Source organism: Paeniglutamicibacter terrestris (assembly GCF_012271785.1).
GTDB lineage: Bacteria > Actinomycetota > Actinomycetes > Actinomycetales > Micrococcaceae > Paeniglutamicibacter > Paeniglutamicibacter terrestris.
Window position 1 is genome coordinate 96896 of record NZ_JAAWVT010000010.1, and the last position, 19122, is coordinate 116017.

Annotated in this window: 15 protein-coding genes and 1 other RNA gene; 6 read left to right on the forward strand and 10 right to left on the reverse strand. The window is 58.3% G+C overall.

Going from position 1 to position 19122, the window contains the following annotated elements; all coding sequences use genetic code 11:
* Nucleotides 1–122: 122 nt before the first annotated feature.
* From HED64_RS16900 to msrA, 5 genes are all read right to left on the reverse strand, one after another.
* The gene (locus tag HED64_RS16900) at nt 123–4709 is read right to left on the reverse strand and encodes an ExeM/NucH family extracellular endonuclease (protein ID WP_168153145.1); all 4587 of its coding nucleotides are present in this window, start codon (nt 4707–4709) and stop codon (nt 123–125) included.
* Nucleotides 4710–5273: 564 nt separating this feature from the next.
* Complete coding sequence (locus HED64_RS16905; protein ID WP_168153146.1) at nt 5274–5654, reverse strand: hypothetical protein; 381 nt, start codon at nt 5652–5654, stop codon at nt 5274–5276.
* Nucleotides 5655–6095: 441 nt separating this feature from the next.
* Nucleotides 6096–6680: a serine O-acetyltransferase EpsC gene (gene epsC, locus HED64_RS16910; RefSeq protein WP_168153147.1), complete on the reverse strand. Its 585-nt coding sequence runs from the start codon at nt 6678–6680 to the stop codon at nt 6096–6098.
* Between the two features lie 136 nt (nt 6681–6816).
* The gene (cysK, locus tag HED64_RS16915; RefSeq protein WP_168153148.1) at nt 6817–7752 is read right to left on the reverse strand and encodes a cysteine synthase A; all 936 of its coding nucleotides are present in this window, start codon (nt 7750–7752) and stop codon (nt 6817–6819) included.
* A 97-nt stretch (nt 7753–7849) separates the two neighbouring features.
* Nucleotides 7850–8392 (reverse strand): peptide-methionine (S)-S-oxide reductase MsrA, encoded by a 543-nt coding sequence (gene msrA / locus HED64_RS16920; protein WP_168153177.1) that lies wholly within the window; start codon nt 8390–8392, stop codon nt 7850–7852.
* Between the two features lie 204 nt (nt 8393–8596).
* Here msrA and HED64_RS16925 point away from each other — a divergent pair, with 204 nt between their 5' ends.
* The 4 genes from HED64_RS16925 to HED64_RS16940 all read left to right on the forward strand — a co-directional run bounded on the left by HED64_RS16925 (nt 8597) and on the right by HED64_RS16940 (nt 12990).
* Complete coding sequence (locus tag HED64_RS16925; RefSeq protein ID WP_245326065.1) at nt 8597–9667, forward strand: Nif3-like dinuclear metal center hexameric protein; 1071 nt, start codon at nt 8597–8599, stop codon at nt 9665–9667.
* Between the two features lie 72 nt (nt 9668–9739).
* Entirely contained in the window at nt 9740–11515 is a 1776-nt protein-coding gene (locus HED64_RS16930) for an HNH endonuclease signature motif containing protein (RefSeq protein WP_168153149.1), read from the forward strand.
* Between the two features lie 219 nt (nt 11516–11734).
* Entirely contained in the window at nt 11735–12469 is a 735-nt protein-coding gene (locus HED64_RS16935; RefSeq protein WP_168153150.1) for a zinc ribbon domain-containing protein, read from the forward strand.
* A 77-nt stretch (nt 12470–12546) separates the two neighbouring features.
* A complete protein-coding gene (locus HED64_RS16940; RefSeq protein ID WP_245326066.1) occupies nt 12547–12990 on the forward strand; it encodes a VOC family protein in 444 nt (147 codons plus the stop codon).
* Nucleotides 12991–13029: 39 nt separating this feature from the next.
* On the opposite strand, the gene HED64_RS16945 is transcribed toward HED64_RS16940, so the two are convergent.
* Nucleotides 13030–13818 (reverse strand): peroxide stress protein YaaA, encoded by a 789-nt coding sequence (locus HED64_RS16945; protein ID WP_168153151.1) that lies wholly within the window; start codon nt 13816–13818, stop codon nt 13030–13032.
* A gap of 148 nt (nt 13819–13966) precedes the next feature.
* Between HED64_RS16945 and rnpB the strand changes: the two genes are divergently transcribed.
* Nucleotides 13967–14332: RNase P RNA component class A (gene rnpB / locus HED64_RS16950), an RNA gene on the forward strand.
* A gap of 672 nt (nt 14333–15004) precedes the next feature.
* The gene (locus HED64_RS16955) at nt 15005–15982 is read left to right on the forward strand and encodes a hypothetical protein (RefSeq protein WP_168153152.1); all 978 of its coding nucleotides are present in this window, start codon (nt 15005–15007) and stop codon (nt 15980–15982) included.
* A 389-nt stretch (nt 15983–16371) separates the two neighbouring features.
* Here the strand turns inward: HED64_RS16955 and HED64_RS16960 are convergent, their stop codons facing one another.
* From HED64_RS16960 to HED64_RS16975, 4 genes are all read right to left on the reverse strand, one after another.
* Nucleotides 16372–16848, reverse strand: a complete 477-nt coding sequence (locus tag HED64_RS16960; protein ID WP_168153153.1) for a hypothetical protein — start codon at nt 16846–16848, stop codon at nt 16372–16374.
* Nucleotides 16849–17354: 506 nt separating this feature from the next.
* Nucleotides 17355–17558 carry a hypothetical protein gene (locus tag HED64_RS16965; protein WP_168153154.1) on the reverse strand — a complete coding sequence of 68 codons (204 nt, stop codon included), beginning with the start codon at nt 17556–17558 and terminating at the stop codon, nt 17355–17357.
* Between the two features lie 119 nt (nt 17559–17677).
* Complete coding sequence (locus HED64_RS16970; protein WP_281069256.1) at nt 17678–17980, reverse strand: peptidoglycan-binding domain-containing protein; 303 nt, start codon at nt 17978–17980, stop codon at nt 17678–17680.
* Nucleotides 17981–19039, reverse strand: coding sequence for an N-acetylmuramoyl-L-alanine amidase (locus HED64_RS16975; RefSeq protein ID WP_168153155.1), 1059 nt, complete (start codon nt 19037–19039; stop codon nt 17981–17983).
* Nucleotides 19040–19122 lie beyond the last annotated feature (83 nt).

Below are 19122 nucleotides of genomic sequence, written 5' to 3' on the forward strand. Positions count from 1 at the left end.
CGTCCATGACGGAGGTTGCCACCCCGTTTGTTTTTCCCCACACAGAGCCCAGACACGACGGTGCCCGCACCGCCCAGTTATGGCTGGGAGGTGCGGGCACCGTTGGTTAGGACCGGGAAGGATTAGGCGCAGGCCTTAACCTTCGCGGGACTCTGGCACTTTTCATTCGGGTTAATGATGCGCAGAGGCAGCTTCACCGTGGTGCCGCTGGGTGCGGCCTTGACCGTGATGGTGCCGCTGGTGCGGGCATCGGCCGGAAGCGTGAAAGCAACCTTGGCCGATCCATCAGTCACAGCCACCGTGTCAACCACGCGGCGCTTGCCCTTGGCGTCGGTGAACTCCACCACCACACTGGTGTTCTTGGGGCTACCCAGCGAGGTGAGATCCAGCTTGTTCAGCTTGAAACTGACGGCTCCCTTGGCCTTCACGGTTTCCGGATTCCCGATGACCTCCACACCACGGCGGGCAAAATCGGGGGCTATCGGGGATTCCTCCGAGCGCTCACCGAGGTAGTTGATCCACGCATCGCGGTCAATGAGACCCGAATCCTTGGTATTAGTTCCCTGCGTAAAGACGCGGAAATTATCTCCGCCGGTGGCTAGGAAGCTGAAGGTACCTACACGGTAGGAACGCTCCATATCCAGCGGCGCACCATTGATCGTGACGGAGGTGATGTGCTGACCCATCGGACGGGTCGAATCGTAGGTGTAGTCCATGTTGGAAGACAGCCCCAGATTCAAAAACGGGCGGCTCGGGATCGAACCATCGGCATTGGTTTGCCACTGCTGTTCCAGCATGGTTTTGACCTGTGCTCCGGTCAGGGAGGTGGTCCACAGGTTGTTTACGAACGGCAATACCGCGTTGGCGTTGGCATAGGTGATAACCCCATCCTTCACGCCGTCGTTGCTGTAGCGCAGATCGGCGCGCAACCCACCGGGGTTCACCACACCGATTTCGGCTCCACCACTCTGCTCCGAGCTCAGCGCCTCCAGGATGGAGTCACCGACCAGGTTGCCCAGCGTTGATTCGCTGGAGCGATCATCGCGGATGTATTTTCCGGTGACCGGATCGAGGGTCTGAGCGGTGGTGATATCGGCGGAGATCTGACCCACCGGAACACTTCCGGCCACCTCGGCGTCGGCCAGGGCCGCATCGGTGATGGCCTTGACGGCCTTAACCCGCGGGAACTTGGCTACCAGGGCCGCGTCATCGGTCTTGGTGCGGGCCACATTTTCCTGCGTGTAGGAGGTCACCGCGTCGGTAGCGGTATCCACACTCAGGGTGATCTGTCCGATGAATTCGCCGTAGCTTCCGGTCTGAAGCACCGGACGGGTCTTCACTGCGGCGTCAGCCGAAACACCCGGGATCGGTGCATCCCACGCGTACTGCTTGTGCGTGTGCCCCGTGAAGATGGCGTCTACCGTGGGGCTGGTCTTCGTCACGATGTCCTGGAACGCACCAGGAGAGGCGATTTCCTCCTCCAAGGTAGCCTTTTCCGGCGTTCCTGCTCCGGCGCCCTCGTGGTATTCGGCCACAATCACATCGGCCAAATCATTATCGGTGATTTTCTTGGCGACGCGGTTAACTGCCTGAACGGGGTCGCCAAATTCAAGCATCGAGATCCCCGACGGTGTCACCAGCGAGGGAGTTTCCTGGGTGATGGCACCAATTACTGCGACCTTCACGCCATCGAGAGTGATGATCTTGTATTCATCAAGCACCGGGGTGGTGGTGCCCTGAGCGTAGACATTGGCTCCGAGGTAATCCCAGTTGGCGGCCTCGGTGACGCGTCCATCGAGGTCGGCATAACCCTTGTCGAACTCGTGGTTCCCCACGGCCGATGTCTTCAATTCCAGCGCGTTCAGAACATCAATGGTGGGCTTATCATCCTGGGATGCCGAAGCGAAGACGCTGGCGCCAATGTTGTCACCTGCGGAGAGCAGAGCGGTGTTGGCCGCTCCGGATGCTTCACGCAACTGCTCGACGGTGCCAGCGAACTTTACCGTGTTGGCATCAATACGACCGTGGAAGTCGTTGATGTTCAGCAGATTGATCGTCTTGGTGCTCGATTCGCTGGAATCCATGGACAATCCGACAACCACCGGGTCGTGGTCGGATGCGGCAAACGCGGAGGGGGTGTAGAAATCCGTCGCGTTGTACTTGTAACGGCTGTAACCCATGGCGATGGATTCGGCGGAGTTGATGTTCCAGATATCGGCGCCGGTGATCATTGCCTCGGCGGCCGGCGATGCCAAGACGTGGTCAAGGGAACCGACCATCCCGCCATAACTGTAGGAATGCTTTCCCGTTTTGGGATCCTGATCAACATAACCGGCATCGGTCATCACCTTGATCGGATCTTCAAAGCCATAGGCGTTGAAGTCGCCCATGAGCAGCACCTTGTCGGTGCCCTGTTCCGCCTGCAACTGGGTGGAGAAGGCAATGAGCGCCTCGGCCTGAGCCGTGCGGGCCAGATTGGAATTGCCCTGTCCCTGATCGGTGTCATTGCCGATCGCCGAACCCTTGGACTTGAAGTGGTTCACAATCAGCAGGACCTTGGATGAATCCTCGGCACCCACCAGCTTGAAGGACTGTGCCAAGGGCTGACGGGCGATGCCGGTGAAGGCCTCATCATCAAGAATCACCGAATCGCCCACTGGTTCGGCGACGTTCTTCTTATAGATGTACGCGGTGCGGATGACATCTTCGACCTCAACTGCCGGTCGTTGGTCGGCCGCGGGGGAGCGAACATAGTCCCAGACTCCCGGTGTCTCCTCATTCAGGGCATCAACGAGCGTGGAAAGGGCGCTGTCGCGGTCCTTGCCAAACTTGGCGGAGTTTTCGACCTCTTCCAACGAGAGAACGTCTGCGCCGGAGGCGTTAATACCAGCAACGATTTTGTCCTGCTGCCTGAGCAGATTCTCCGCATCGGCGGCACCGCGCTGGTCGCAGCCACCACGAACGCTGATCTTGTTGCCGTTGTAGTCCGTATAGAACTGGCAGGCGGGGTTCTTGTCACCGGTTTCGGTGAAGTAGTTCTGCACGTTGAAGGAGGCTACCTTCAGATCCCCACCCACCGGCTGCGGTGCGTCCTGTCGATTATTCCCAAAGACGATGGGCTGCACCGATCCGGCATTGGCCGGGGTGAGCGCCTCCAAGGGCTGGAATTTGTAGGCATTATTGCGGTTGTCAAAGATGACCGGGGCCGTGAACTCGGCGGTGGACCCAATACGCATGGGTGTTTCATGGCTCAGCCAGGGAAGTGGAACTACCGAGCCGCCGGCACTCAAGAAGTTGGTGCTGGCTCCGTCATCAAGTTTGATGGCGCGTTCGGCATTCTCGGTGACGGCTGCGGTGTAGTCTGCCGAACCGTAGGGGGCCACGGCGGTGGGCTGCACCAACGGTGTTTTTCCCGTGGCCAAGCCGAGTTCGCCGTAGTTATTAAGCGTGTAGTTATCCGTGATGGTGAAATCGCCCTGTGGAGCTACCAGCATGCCCTCAAGGGTTTCGCGCTTTTGCACGGAGGTTGGAACCGAAATGACAGCTGCCTTCACCTCGGCGGTGGCTTCCGTTAGTGGTGTCATGCCACCGGCGGGGACATCAATTTCGGTGGTGGTTGCCGTGTCAGAGGCTCCGCCGAATTCTTTAACAAGTCCCGTTACCTGAACATAATCGCCGATTTTGACGTCGGCGTCGGTGGCGGGGGAGTACACAAATACTCCATCGGAAGCCTTGTGAGTTGCCATGTCAAGGTCACCGCCGGTACCCGGTGTTTGGATGAAGTATCCGTTGAAGCCACCGGTGGGGTAGGCAGCAGTGACCTTACCCGTCGTCGTGACGGTGGTACCGACCAAGGGGCTAGTGGCTCCTTCGCCCTGAATTTCGGCGATTGTCTTTGTTCCGGAGTCCGCCGGCGGTGGGGGCGGTTCGTCACCGCCACCGGTGCCAATGGGTGTGGGGTCAGCCCGGGTGAAGTCCGCTGCGTTGCTATTCGTATCGGCAAATTCGGTGCGGTTCAGCGAGGTGCTCACGCTTGCCGCCGAGGAGGCCGCAGTTTCGAAGGTGTTCGAGGAGCCGTAGCCGAGTAAGTCAACGATGTTAGCGGTGCCTACCAGTGATCCGGTGGCCAGGTCCGCAGGAAGTCTGGCGGCCTGGTCCGAGAGGATCAAGGTTCCGCCGCCACCGGCAAAGGAGAAGCCACTTGCATCAGCATCGCTGGTGGGAATGTCCCTGCCTACGACGCCGTTGGAATTTCCCTTGATCAGGAAATAGTCATTGGCTTTGATGGTGCCCGAAAGAGTGGCCAACCCGGTGGGGGCTACTTGCCCGGTGGACGAGCGATATTGCAAGGACCAGCCGGTGAGGTTGATATCTGCACTGGTGGGGTTGTACAGCTCTACGTACTTGTTCTTGTAGCTAGCATTGGCACTGCCGCCGTTGACGTAGGCCTCATTGATGATCACATGTGGAGTTTCCACTGCCGCTACGGTCGGTGCTTCCGAGGCAGAGGCAGAAGCCACCGTGGTCGGAGCTTCAGAGGCAGTAGGAGTAGCCGTTGCTGCTGTGGTCTGATCTACGGAAGCAGAAGTCGTTGTTGCAGGTGCTGCTCCGGGGGAAGCCAATGCCGGTGGGATCGCCACCGGGGCCACGGCTAGGCCGAGGGCCAAAGTGGCCCCAATCCCCGCCCTAATGAAGTTTTTCCTCGTCATTATTTCAACTCTCGAGAGTGTGGGACGCGCTGGCGCCGTGAGTGATGATGGTGTGCATTTTGCAAGCTGGTCAGGTACTTTTCATGGACAAGTCATTCGACCAGCACGGCAGTCATGTAGTCGAGCCAAACACACTGAAATGAATCCTTCATGAATAACTCACAGTGGTCAAGGAAAATGTCGTGGCTTCTTCTCAACGGAGGAATTTTGGGAGGATCGCTGAACTATGTTCATGATCATGTGTTTGACTCACGCGGCAACGAATCGAGCGCCGGAAAATAATCGTGCGACTAAGTTGCCCACTCGACGGCTTTCGCCTCACATACATCCCGCACGAAACCTCTAATTACACAACGGCATGGTGTTGTCTGGGGTGTTGAGTTGGATAGCTCAGCGCGGCATCCATCGCCAACGCGAGGGCACTTCCCCTCAAGACTGGTCCAGGTCTGGCGAGTGCCGGCAAGCGCCTATCGGAAGGCAGGGGCTAGGGACGAGCCGTCTGTACTGGAAGCTTGTTTGAATTCTGGGGCGATATCCACCACGATCTGATGACCGACGACGGTGCTACTTCAACGGGACTACGAACTCGTAGTCAAAATCTCCGTAACTGATGTTCGCGGTGATTACCGTGGTTGGCTTCAGGTCTTGGCATTGGAGCTCGTAGGTCACTCGAGGTTCGGCATCGTCGCCGGAATCGCTCGGTACCACCGAAGTAGGCTCGATAACGTTGGCTTTACAAGCAGCCTCATCGGTTCCGCTGAAAAAGCTGGTGTTGCGTGGCGCTCGGACCTTGACTTGCAGATTTTTGCCCGTCGGATCATCGACAATTTTGTGGTCGATGATCTTGATCGAGTTTGCAGAGAAAGTTAGTTCGCCGGAGGAACGGGGGCTAGAGCGCGTTGAAGCGGCAGCTTGCGTATGCGACGGTGTCTGTGACTGACTCAACGGGACACTATTTGCCCCAGTCTCCAAAGGTTGAGTAACCGTTGGTTCCGGTGATGGCGGTGTTGACGTGCATGCGCTGAGGGCGATGATCGCAAGTCCGGATAAGAGACTGCCGAGAACAACGGAATTCTTTGCACGATGCTTCATAGTTGAATACTCGATCTGTCAGTGACTAGGACGTTCTCAAATCCTACTGACATCGAATAGCTTAAGAGAAGTTCATGGATTAATTGTTATCGGGTTGATTCCTTCCGAAATGGAGAACGCCGACGAATCTCTGACAATCCATCGCTGGACAATCCGTTCCCTGCTGTTCAGTCAATTAGTAGTTCAAGTCAAAAGCTGCGGTTGGGACAGGCGCCGGCCCAGAAATAACAAACGGCGTCGGTACCTACCACTGGGCTAGGTACCGACGCCGTTCATAGTATTTAGATCAGGAACTTAGATCCACATGGCCGGGTCGATGTACTCGGCTGGGTCAACGGCCGGAGCAAGTTCATCGGCGGTCCGTGGACGGTTCTTCGCCGGAATGCCGGTGATGATCGACCCCTCGGGAGCATCCTTGACCACCACGGCGTTGGCACCGATCGCCGAATCCGCGCCAATGGTGATCGGGCCAAGTACCTTTGCCCCGGCGCCGATGACCACGCGGTCACCGATCGTCGGGTGGCGTTTGGTCTTGGCCAGTGATCGACCCCCCAGAGTGACACCGTGATAGATCATCACATCGTCGCCGATCTCCGCGGTCTCGCCGATGACCACACCCATGCCGTGGTCGATGAAAAAACGCCGTCCAATGGTGGCACCGGGGTGGATCTCGATTCCGGTGAGGAAACGTCCGAACTGCGAGAGTAGACGGGCGGGGAAACGCGTCTGAGGGTTCTGCCACAGCCGGTGGGTGAGCCGATGGATCCAGATCGCATGCAGCCCTGAATAGGCCAGGAAGTTTTCGGTGTTGCCACGTGCAGCAGGATCGTGAGAACTCGCCCCCTGCAGGTCTTCGGACAGTCGGGAAAGGAAACGCACACCTTTGCCTTTGTTTGTGCGACGAAGATCGAACTCATGTCGATCAACAGTGCGGGTGGAAGCCAAAAGGTGACCGGCGCCTACGGGAAATTTCTGACCCGCAGCGCCGGACACCAATTGAACTAGCTAGCTGTTATTAGCCACGGATGTCATCAAAGAGCAACGTGGAGATGTAGCGTTCGCCGAAGTCGGGGATGACGGCGACGATGAGCTTGCCGGCGTTCTCCTCGCGCTTGGCGATTTCCAGGGCGCCCCAGACGGCCGCGCCAGCTGAGATACCGCCGAGGATGCCTTCCTGCACACCCAACGCACGGGCGGTGGATACCGAATCCTCGATCGAGGCGTCAAGCACTTCGTCGTACAGCTCGGTGTCCAGTACCTCGGGGATGAAGTTGGCGCCCAGGCCCTGGATCTTGTGCGGGCCCGGCTTGCCACCGTTGAGGATTGCCGAATCCTTCGGCTCAACGGCAACGATCTGCACCGAGGCCTTCTTGCTCTTGAGGAATCGGCCGGCGCCGGTGATGGTTCCGCCGGTACCGATGCCCGCAACAAAGATGTCTACTTCACCGTCGGTGTCTTCCCAGATCTCCGGACCGGTGGTGGTCTCGTGGATCGCCGGGTTGGCGACGTTGGCGAACTGCTGGGCCCAGATGGCGTTCTCGGTGGTAGCAACGATCTCCTTGGCCTTCTCCACAGCGCCACGCATACCCTCGGAACCCGGGGTCAGCACGATCTCGGCACCGAAGGCGCGGAGCATGACGCGACGCTCGGTGCTCATGGTCTCGGGCATGGTCAATACGACCTTGTAACCGCGGGCAGCACCCACCATGGCCAGGGCGATGCCGGTGTTACCGCTGGTTCCCTCAACGATGGTTCCGCCCGGGTGCAGTTCACCGGAGGCCTCGGCGGCGTCAACGATGGCCACGCCGATACGGTCCTTCACTGAGTTGGCCGGGTTGTAGAATTCCAGCTTCACCGCGATGTTCCCCGGCAGTCCGGCGCCCAGTCGGTTCAACCGCACCAGCGGGGTGCGGCCAACAATTTGCGTGACGTCGTTGTAAATCTTCGACATGGTGTCCTTAGTCCTTGGGAGATGGCGGTCGGCGTTGGGCCTTGCGGGTTTCGCTACGGCAGCCGAATAACTGCAGAAATGCTCACCACAAGCCTAGTCAGGAGCGCGGTTCGGTGGGCTCTTCGAGCCATGTTGCGTAATATTTCCTGGCTTTCGCGAGCTTAGGGTCGATGATGACCCGGCAGTACCCCTCATCGGGGAAGCGATTGTAGTAATCCTGATGGATACCTTCGGCCACGAAGAAGTCGGCGGGCGCCTCGTAGGTGGTGACCAGAGGATCGGGGTAGATCTCCTCGAACTTCCGTGCACTGGCACGGAAAATCGCGTCCTGCTCCGCATCCAGAGGGAACATTGCTGAGCGATATTGCGTGCCCACATCGTAGCCCTGACGGTTCAGCGTTGTGGGGTCGTGGGTGGTGAAGAACATGTCAAGTATGACCTCCGCCGGAACCACCGTGGGATCGAATGTTACGGCCACCGCCTCGGCGTGGCCGGTAGTTCCCGAGCAGACGGCTCGGTAGTTGGGCGCCGGATCGCTGCCGCCGGTATATCCGGACACCACCGAGGTGACCCCACGCGTGCGCTGATAGACCGCATCGAGGCACCAGAAGCAGCCGCCGGCCAAGACAAAGGTAGTCAGCGCTGCACCATCGGGTCCAGTGCTTTGCGGTGAAAAGCGGATAGGCGTGCTGGAGATTGAGAATTCGTTCACACCTACACTCAATCACCTTCGCGCGCATTTCATTCCCACCGAGCGATAACAGTGGCGAAAAGCGCATATTTTGTGGTTTTGTGCACGTGCCTTCATGCAGTCAATCGCCACCGATCCGGATACGGTAGACGTATGCAGAGCAACAAGCAGCAAACCCAAGGCATGCGAATCGTCTCCGGGGCGGATGCGGCAGAAAACGGATCCACCGATGCTTCGGCGACGGTGACGGATGCCTCCTCCTCTAACGATTCTTCGGGGATCTCCAGCGGTTCCGGTGAGACGGGACAGCCCGAGGGGGTACCGGCAGCGACCACCGGATCCTTGCCCGTCACCGACGCGGTGAACGAGCAAGAAACCGAGCCCGCCTTGAGCACCCCCACGCTGGGTCAAGTCATGGTGGCCGTCGAGGAGCTCTGGCCCGCCTCCCTGGCAGAATCGTGGGACACCGTAGGACCGGTAGTTGGGCGCCCTGAGCGCAAGGTTAAGCGGATCATGTTTGCGGTTGACCCCACCTTAGAAGTGGTGGCCGATGCCGTTGCCCGCGGCACCGATCTCTTGATCACTCACCATCCGCTCTTGCTGCGCCCGGTTAACTCCGTCGCAGCAACCGGCTTTAAGGGCGAAGCGGTGCACCTGCTCATCGAGTCAGGTTGCGCCCTGCTGACCGCTCATACCAATGCGGACTCGGCCATTGGCGGAGTGTCCGACGTGCTGGCCGACATCTTTGGCCTCACCGATACTCAGCCGCTTGCACCGTCCAAGGATGGGCTTCCGGAGGAGGGAATCGGGCGCGTCGGCATGCTCCCGGAACCGCTGCAGCTCCACGAATTCGCCTCACGCGTTTTCTCCGCCATGCCGGCCGTTGCCGGTGGCGTGAGGGTAGCAGGGGAACGCGCAGGGATTGTGCGCAAGGTCGCCGTCTGCGGCGGGGCGGGAGACTCGCTCTTTGACGCCGTTCGCGCCGCCGAGGCCGATGTCTACGTCACCGCCGACCTGCGCCATCATCCGGCCTCCGAGGCCCGTGAAGCGGCATTAAATGGCAAGCCGTACCTGATCGACGTTTCACACTTCGCCTCCGAATGGCTCTGGCTACCCACAGCAGCCGAATCGTTGAAGAATGTCCTGCAGGATTTGGGCCACGAGGTGGAAGTTGGGGTCTCGGCCATCAACACCGATCCTTGGGATTTCATCCTCACTCCGTAGTGCCCCGGGGTTATCCACAGTTGTCGAGGTGATGGTTGCCCGGCTACTGGCCCATCGCGCACCATGGGGTTCATGAAGACGTCGGCAGAACTCGTGGCCGCGGTGTTTGAATCCATCAACGCCGCAGCGGGTACCGATTCGCGGACCGGGCAAGCCCCCAGCAGCGAATCCGTACCCGTGGATCCGCTACGGAAACTTGCCTTATTACAGTTGGCCATCAATGCAGCGATGAACGATGCAGCTGCCAGTGTGCATGGGTCACCGGTGCGGGCCGCAGCTTTGACTCAGCTGGCCGAAGGTATCTACCGCAGCGGTTCCCACGGCCAGATTTTGGCCGCCGGCGCCTGTGCTGAGACCGAGGCAAACACGCTCACAGAGTCCTGCCTCAGTGCTTTGAATCAGACCCTAGCCAACCTGGGAGACTTCGCCTCAGGAGCGGTAACGCTTCCGCCCGACGCTGTCACCGGTGCGGACCGTAAGCCGCTGCATCACGATCCGGCCGAATTCCTGAAGACCCAACTTCATCTCGGCTACTTCCAAGCCCAGCACCGTATCAACAGCAGTAAACGGCTGACCTACCACCGCGGGATTAGCGGTGCTCTCAACCCGCCGACCTGTCCGCATCTGGCTCAGATTTTGGCCCAGGGTGCGATTGATCCGCGAATGGTGGCTAACGCAGCCGCAAAATTTGTCGCCCTCGATCCGGCACTCGATGCTCAGCCCGACCCCGCAGCTGCACGTTCCGGCCTTGAAGCGCGCATTGCCCGTACGTTGGCCACTGCAGATGAGGCAACGGTCGGAAAATTCATTAAGCAAGAGCGAATCAGACTCGAAACCTCCATCACCGAACGCGCTGAGGAGCTCACCGCGCGCTTCTTGGGGCTTCGATTCCGTGGCGACAAGCCCACAGGATTCCTCTGGGAAATGACCGTTGACGCCGAAGGACATGAACTGCTCTGCACCATGGCCGATGATCTAAACAACCCACGCACCGCATCGGGCAAGCCCACTCAAGCCCCGCGTTCGGGGACCGGCACTACCGCTGAGCGCAGCGTTTCCGCTGACATCGGACAAATCGAGACGAATGCGGCCGACCAGCCACCATTGATTCCTGCGTGGGCCGTGAATCCGGATATGCCCGAGGCATTGCGGCCACGGGCAGGCTTCACCGATGTCGGGCAACGACCCAGTGGAGTGGACCCATGGGGGTTTGGGATCCCAGATCTCTTGGTAGGGGAGAGCCCAGAAGCAGCCAATGCCCGCCGCCGGGCTCAACACCTTGGCCAGGCCGTGCTTGACTCCATCCGTTCTAGTCTTGATCCAGAAACTCCCCATGGCCCGAATACGCCGATGAGATCTCGGGTAGAACTGCTCGTGATGGTTGATTACGATGTGCTTACCGGATTGTCACAGAAGCCCGGGATCACGGCTCGAGGTGAAAAGATCTCCGCCGCCGAAGCCAGACGCCTGGCATGCAACGCTGGAATTCTGCCCATCGTTATGGGCGGCGCAAGCCAACCACTTGATTTAGGCCAACGACGACGCTTCTTCTCAAGGGCACAAAAGCGCGCCATTTCAGCGCGTGATCGCGGGTGCGCTAACCCTGGCTGCTCCATGCCTCCACATCGCAGCGAAGTGCACCATATCGTGCCGTTCTCCCAAGGCGGTAAGACCGACATTGGCAATGGCCTGCTCCTATGTATTCGTTGCCATACGGCTTTCCACGCCGGACATTTCACCATCAGGGTGATCGATGGCCTTCCGTATGTGGTGTTGCCCAAATCGCGGGACCCGATTCAAAGGCCAATGCGGAACTGGGTCTTTCATCCGGAAGCCGCAGCAGCCTGACCCCCTCCTCACCCGTCGCCGCGCAGCGCAAGGCAGAAACCTGTCGCAAGTGCAGCCCTCCACCGTCACGCTCCGAGACCTGCCCAGTTGCCCCATTGGTTCGGCGGGTCAGATGCGGCGCCAAGTTGCGCAACTGACTACTGTTAGGGCTAAGCGGTCCTTGATCGCTGGATCATTATGAGGATTGGCAGCGCCACGGCGCGCACAGCGGAGGACAGCATGGCAAAGGCAGCACCAGCGGAACAGCTTCGACTCTTGGACGTAGCAGGACTTGACTCGGAAATTACCAAGCTCACCCACCAGATCGATGTGGCGAAAGCGGACGCAGATCTTGCTGCTGCACATACCGCGCTTACGGAGGCGCGCGCTGCTGAAGCTGAGGTCAAGCAGGAATTAGATTCCGCAGCAGCAGCTCTGAAGGCATCGGAACTGGCGGTTGAAAAGGTTGCCGCCCACATCGCCAAGGATCAGGCGCGCATTAACTCGAATTCCGGAACTGCCACCGATCTGATGGCCCTGTCCCACGAGATTGACTCGCTAACGGTGCGCCGCAACGAACTTGAAGACAATGAGCTTGAACTCATGGGCACCCTTGAGGAAGTTCAAGAGCAGGCAGCCGTCGTCGCCGCAGAAACGGCAGCCAAGCTCAGCGATCACGATCAGCACCTTGCGCGCCGCGACGCAGCGGTGAAAGAGATTCAGGACCAGCTGGCCACAACGAAAGCCGCTCGCGCAGAACTTGTAGGTACTTTTGAGGAATCGCTCATCAACACGTACGAACGACTACGCACTCGCAACGGCGTTGGCGCTGCACGTCTGTTCCATGGAACTTCCGAGGCCAGCGGCATGGCGCTGGCCCCCGGTGACCTGAGCGAAATCAAGGCAGCTGCGGCCGATGACATTGTCTTCTGCCCGGACACCGGTGCCATTCTGGTGCGCAGCACCGAGTGGTAGAAAAAGCCGACCCGAAAGTATCTGGCCCAGATGTCGCCGCCGACTCCGGCGTGTCCGGAGAACGGCGTGCGTCAAGGTTGCATCACGTAGAAATCTGGGTTCGGGATTTGGCGGACGCGCGGGCCACACTCGGCTGGCTTTTTGAGGAACTTGGCTACGTAGCGGGGGAGCCGTGGGCTTGCGGAGTGAGCTACCGCGGCACCGACGAATACATAGTTCTGGAAGCCGGTCCCGACGTGCTCGCTGAACCCCACCGCCGTCGGGCTCCGGGGGTGAACCACCTGGCGTTCGTGGCTGGTGATGCCATACGTGTTGATGAGCTCACCACACTCGCACTAGATCGCGGGTTCAAGCTGCTCTTCGCCAAGGATCATCCGTTTGCCGGGGGACCGGATCACTATGCCGCTTATCTTGAAGATGCTACCCGCTTTGAGATTGAGTTGGTGGCCGATGGCTTCGACTCTGCGGCCGAATTGATTCCAGGCGTTGAACCTACTGCTGAAAATTGCCCGGCAACATAAATGCCGTGCCGGTGGTGCATCTCCGGTGAAGCGGCATCGTTAGCTGCCGACGGCTCGGAAGGCGTGGTCCTCGGGCAAGATGATATTCAGTTGGTGGGACTTTTTCGCGGTGCCCGTAACGAGTTCAGCATCCCAGCGTTCGCGGGCGGCGACCAGCAGTTCCTCGGCGGTCCTCACCTCCTGCTTACGGGTCAGCAGATGAGCGGCAAATTCACCGCGGGTGTGTTTCGCGAAGTGGGAAACGACTTTGCGCACTCCTCCGCGCAGCTGGAACACGGAAACTGTGACCGTTGTTTCGACCGGTGGCACCCACGCTGCGGCATACGTGCTGGAACGGCAATCGATCACCAATTCATCTCCCGCGCGAGCATTAAGCGAAGGCGTAAGCTTTGGTTTCCACCAACTAGCCAGTTTGCCGATGGCCGGAAGATTCACTGACATCGAGAGCCGGTAGGCCGGAATCCGATCGGCAAAACCAACGGCACCCCATAAGGCAGAGATGACCAAAATGGAGGCATCGGCTCGACGGCGGGCTTCGGCATCGAGGCGTTCGTAGCCAAGCGCCTCGTAAAGCACACCGGTATAGACGGTGTGTGCGGCAGCGGCCGGCTCTGTATGGAGTCCGATGTTGCGGACTACTTCGGCCACCAATGACTTGCCGACACCCAGTAGTTCGAGTGCATTCTCCGAGCTGGAAACTTCAGCCAAGGCCGAGAGCAGTTGATGCCTGTACGGATTCAATTCCGCAAACTGCAGAGTCTCAGCGTCGAAGGGAGCACCGTTTTCGGCAGGTTGTTTGCCCTCTGAGGGCGGAAGCAGAATCAGCACCCATCAAGCCTAGTCGGAGGTGGGGGCATTCTCTTATTTGCCTCCCGCTGTTATACGCAACGGCTGGTGGTGATCCCTTCGTTTGGTGCTGAGGAGCTGTTCATCTGGTTAGGTGCACACTCAAATACGACTAGACTTGTTTGCTGGACGGGATGGCCAGACGATCGCGTGTCACGTAAGTGGCCCGAGGAACGTCCGGGCTCCACAGAACAGGGTGGTGGGTAACGCCCACTCGGGGTAACCCGCAGGCTAGTGCCACAGAGAATAGACCGCCCGCATTCATGCGGGTAAGGGTGAAACGGTGGTGTAAGAGACCACCAGCATTCCAGGTGACTGGAATGGCTTGGTAAACCCCACCCGGAGCAAGGTCAGACAGACTACTGGGTTGTTCGCTCTATGTAGTCGGGTGGACCGCTTGAGGGTGCCGGCAACGGTACTCCTAGATAGATGATCGCCGCCGCGATTCGGGTAACCGACCGCGGTACAAAACCCGGCGTACGCGCCATCCCGTCCATTCAATCCGCCTGTAGTCCTTATGTTTATAAGGGATGCAGGCTGTTTTGTACAGTCTCAACTTGGAGTCTAATAGCCCCCAAAAGCCCGGCGTGTCGCGCCTCATCCGCTACAAAACCGCTACAGAATCCGCTCACTTTTCGAGGTGGGAATCGAAGCCTAGTTCTATCCTGTCGGAAGCGCATCATATGTTCGTTCCCATGGAAAGTGTGGAAGTTCAGTTCACGACGGCTGGCCAGCCGTTGAGGGTGCGTCGGCAGGGGCGCGTGTGGAATATAGTCGCCGAGCCTACACGATGGTTCGAACGGTTCAACTGGTTGGAGTCTGAGCTGCGTGCGCCTAAGATTTCCCCGTTCCGGATCGATCCGCTTGTGTGGCAGGTCCAAGTCTCATTGGGTGCCAGGACATCGGAGCCGGTCACGTGGGAGCTGATCCATCATGCGCCCACCGGCGGCTGGCGCGTTCGGGAACCGAAACTGGCTGCGGCATAGCCCAGAACAGCCGCACCATCATCGCCAAGGCGGGCTATTCGCACACCCCCTCATTCAACTGATATTTGATTTGTGCGCGGAAATTATTCTGCAGGCTGTCTAGCGGCCTGGGATATGATCACTCACATGAGAGACTCGCTCGTCATAGAACGCAAGCACAACTCGACATCACCGAGCAGTAAATGAGCGGCGTCAATGACCTGGCCCAAAGGGTTGGTCTCGTTGCGCTTACACAAGCGGAAGTCGACGAATGGTTAGTTGAGGCGCTCATCGCCCTACTCCATCCGTTGGACCCGACTCGTGTCCAGCTGCTTGTCGGGAAGAACTCTCTTGATCAGAAACGGGCACTCGTTAAAGATCTGACCGGGCAATCTGGTTTTCCCATAGATACTGAAGTTTCTCCGGGCATGAGTCTTCGTCAGCTTCTCGCTGAGATCAAAAAGCTAAATGATATGAGGGACCGTGTCGTCCACTCGTACTATGAGCGAGGCGAAGGGGACCAGAAGCGCTTGTTCCGCAGTCGTAAACCGGCCCACGAATCCGTGACGATTGACGAGATCGATGAACTGATTGCCGGGCTGGAATCCTGCGTTGGAGGCCTCCGCACCTTAGTGGAGCAACTGTCGAAGCGCGCCGAGGGCGAACGTGAAGCCATGGTGACGTGGGACAACGCATTGAGTGGCGTGCATGAGGTCATTCTGGGCGGTCACTTGGAAGAACGAAAGATGCTATCTCCTATTGTGGACGCGGTTGGCAATGGCGCCCCCATCTACTTGCGTATCCGCGGGTTGCACCGGGAGTTCGTAGGACCTGAAGCAACGGTTGGCAATGGAGAATTTCTGGCGAAAATTGATCCGGGAACCTGGCGTGCCGTTATTACTTCATCATCTGGTGAAGAAATGAGTTTTGGCGATACTGGATGGCGGGAAATAACTTCAATGGCGCAGGAAGAAGATCCGCAAATTGAATTCGCCGCTATCCGCCGGATCGGCGACACCGTTAAGGTCTCGTTTGAAGGAGCCGGCTTGCCGACCGTGCCTGACACCGGCATGAGGGATCGCCTTGCCGAAAGGGCATTTGGACGCAGATTGGTCAGTACGCACCAGATTCCTGCTTGGGCGGCTTCCATTAGTGGCTTCCAACCGAACGGATCTGACTAGTCGCGGGGCGAACTAGCGACCGAGTTTTGATCCTCCTGAGCGCACAACTGCGCCCCACCTGGTGAGGGGTGGGGCGCATTCGTGGTTGCTGTAACATACCCACGATTTTGGGTGTGACAATATTTTGCAGGCTTGAAACTTTTAGTCCTTCTTGTTTTGCTTTCTAAGGAACAGTGCCATGAGTGCGACGAACTCTGTAGTTATGATTCCTACAGCCCAGCCGTTTGCTCCGTAGAAGAGAGCGGCAATGCTTCCTCCGATGGCTACGGAAGTGATACAACCAGCCCAGATTTGTCCCCGCATCCAGTAAGTCATCCGACGATTTTCGAGGGCCTGATCGTGCACCATCGTTTCATACTCGATCTTCTGGTCGTGTGTCCGCTGCGAGATCACTCTTCACGACCTCCGATGTACCGCCGGTAGGAGTTGCGCCGGCGTTGAATTCTGTTCTGGACTTCTGCGTCAGATAGCTTCTTTGGCTTCTCAGATCCGAGAGTCATGATCGAGGTGGCCCCATCAAGGAAAAGACTCACTTTTTGGCGAAAACTCAAGTTCGGATGTTGAATTCTGGTCACATCCTCACCGGCCCTACTTATTTGAGGAGTTGGAAACTGGGCCATGGCGGTCAGAGACACGTCTTGGACGCGGATCCGGGTACCAATTAGGCCAGTGACTTTCATTAGCTCTTCTTCAGCCCCTGCAAACCTGAAAACAGCTAATCCTTTATCCGCGTGTCCGACAGCAGGCAGTTCATCCACACGTAGATTAATTTCACGCAATGTGCCGGCTGATTCCACTAGGAGATTTGCAGCGTGCAGAATTGGCTGCTTGTCTTTTGATGGCATTGTCAAAGCGAAAGTGCTCATTTGACATCATCTCCGAACGCGGACAGTTGAATAAAGGAGTCAAGAAACTCTCGGTTCCCTGCGACACCTACGCCTCTAAAATGGCACCGTGTAAATTGGCAATCTTCAAACCCCACAGCACCGAGAATCGATGTTCTTTCGGCATCAATTTCCCAGAGAAGACTCTCGGCGTTACCTTCGAACACGCATCCAGTGAGCTCAGTATTTCCTAAAAAAGTAATGACGGCAGGTCCTTGGATAATGCAGTCTTCAAAGTGCCCACCCTTGACAGGGTTCGAGGTGAGAGCCATATCAGCAGGTTTGAGGATCTGCGACCGTACTATATTTGAGCTCGTCATATGTCTATGATGCCCCATCGGTATGGGAACACACTGCATATTTCGCTCAGGCTAAGATTCTCGTCACATCACTCTCAACTTTCAGCGCCACACATTCTTAGCGATACTCATATCAGCACCGCACACAACGACTCCCCACCCTCACGAATGAGGGCGGGGAGCTATTGATTACTGATCGTCCGTTAGGGATTCGTCAACTTCGTGCTTGCCATCGTTGCCGCGTAATGCAGCGATGTTCTTGACGATGGTACTGAACACGAGCTGCTGCAGGCCGTAGATGATGAGGAAGGCCGGGAGGAGCTGCCGCTCTGCCAGCGCGCCCGAGGCCATGAGATAGCCGATAGCGATAAACAGCGATACCAGGACAGGCAAGCCCACCTTGATCAGGGTGGGCCAGCCCGGTTGCTTCCGCCACTGGATGACGACGGGGGAGATGATTGCGAACACTGCGGTAATGACGGTGGTGAGTAGTTCGGTTTCGATGTTGGCTCCTAGAGTCCGAGTGAGTTCTGTGTCTTGTGGCCTGCGATGCCGTCGACGTACAGGCCCTTGCGGCCCTGCCAGTCACGGATGTTGGCGGTGGTCTGCGCGCCCTTGAAACCGTCGACGATCTGCATGGTGTAGCCCTTATCTCGGAGGGCTTGCTGGATGCGTTCGTTGAGCTCGAATACTTCCTGAGTCTTCGGCCCCCACTTGCCGTCCACGTGGAGGCCGTGGGCCTTCTGGAAGACCTTGACGCCAGCCTTCATGAGGTTGCCGTCGACGCCGTCCTGACGGCCAACATGGATGCCCATCTAAGTCAGGGCAGTTTGGATGGCGGTGTTGTCTGCTCGAGAGTTGACGCTTGAGGCGGGTTTCGGCTTCGAGGTGCTGGGCTTCGGCTTCGGCTTTGGCTTGGAGGCAACGGGCGTGATGATCCCCTTGGGTGCGGAACCTGGCCGCACGCCGTGAGCATCGAATGCGTCGCGAGGATCGTAATCTGAGTTGTGGTCCTCCCAGTCCTTCCACATCTCAAAGTGCACGTGCGCGCCGGTCTGGTTCCCAGACAGGTCGTTGTATCCGATCAGATCGCCGACGGCCGCCTTGTCTCCAACCTTCCACGCATCGAGGATATCGACGTGGTTGTATCCGTTGCCCTCACCGTCAGGGTTGGCAATGAGCCCGCCGCCTCCGGTGCGGGCCGGCGCCAACGTACTAGCCCGGTTGCCTGCCTTGACGTTGCGAACGATCTTCTTCCACGTTCCAGCGAACGCAGCGTATACCGGCATGCGGGTCTGGCCGGGCTTGGGTGGGGCGATGTCCAAACCCTTATGGCCTTTGTACCCGCCGCGGTCTTGGTGGTTCGCTGTGAGGCGTCCTTCGAACGGACTGACCATTGTTCCGATGGTTGGGTTTGCTCCTTCGGTGAGGTTGAGGAATTCTTGCCATCGGCCGGTGGCACGCATGACGGAGGGGCAGTTCCTACCGGTCCAGTGCGCATGGTCGTACACCTTGCTGCGGGGGATACCGTGCTTGGCGCGGAGGCCGGCAACCACTTCGGCGGCCAGGGCGAATGCTTTGTCGTAGTTGCCGTCTGAGTTCACGCAGATCTCCACGGCGATACTCGATTCAGCGCCTTCACGCGTGCCGGCGTGCCACCACTGTGCGGTATCCGGGTAGGACCGGATCGCTTCGGTGTCGTCCACGGTGATGTGCCAAGATACTTGGTGAACGTTGCCGTTACTTCGCAGGTTGGCATGAGCCTGGGCATCGGCACCCACAGATTCATTCGCGGTCTCGTGGATCGTGATGCTGGTGCACTGATCGGTGCCGTCGTAGATCTGGGCAGAACTCTTGACTAGCTGCTCTCGCAAGACAGCCTCCTTCGGGCAAAAGAAAAGCCCGGGCCAGTTGGCCTCGGGTTTGGGGTGGTATTAATTCCGGTATATTTTCAACC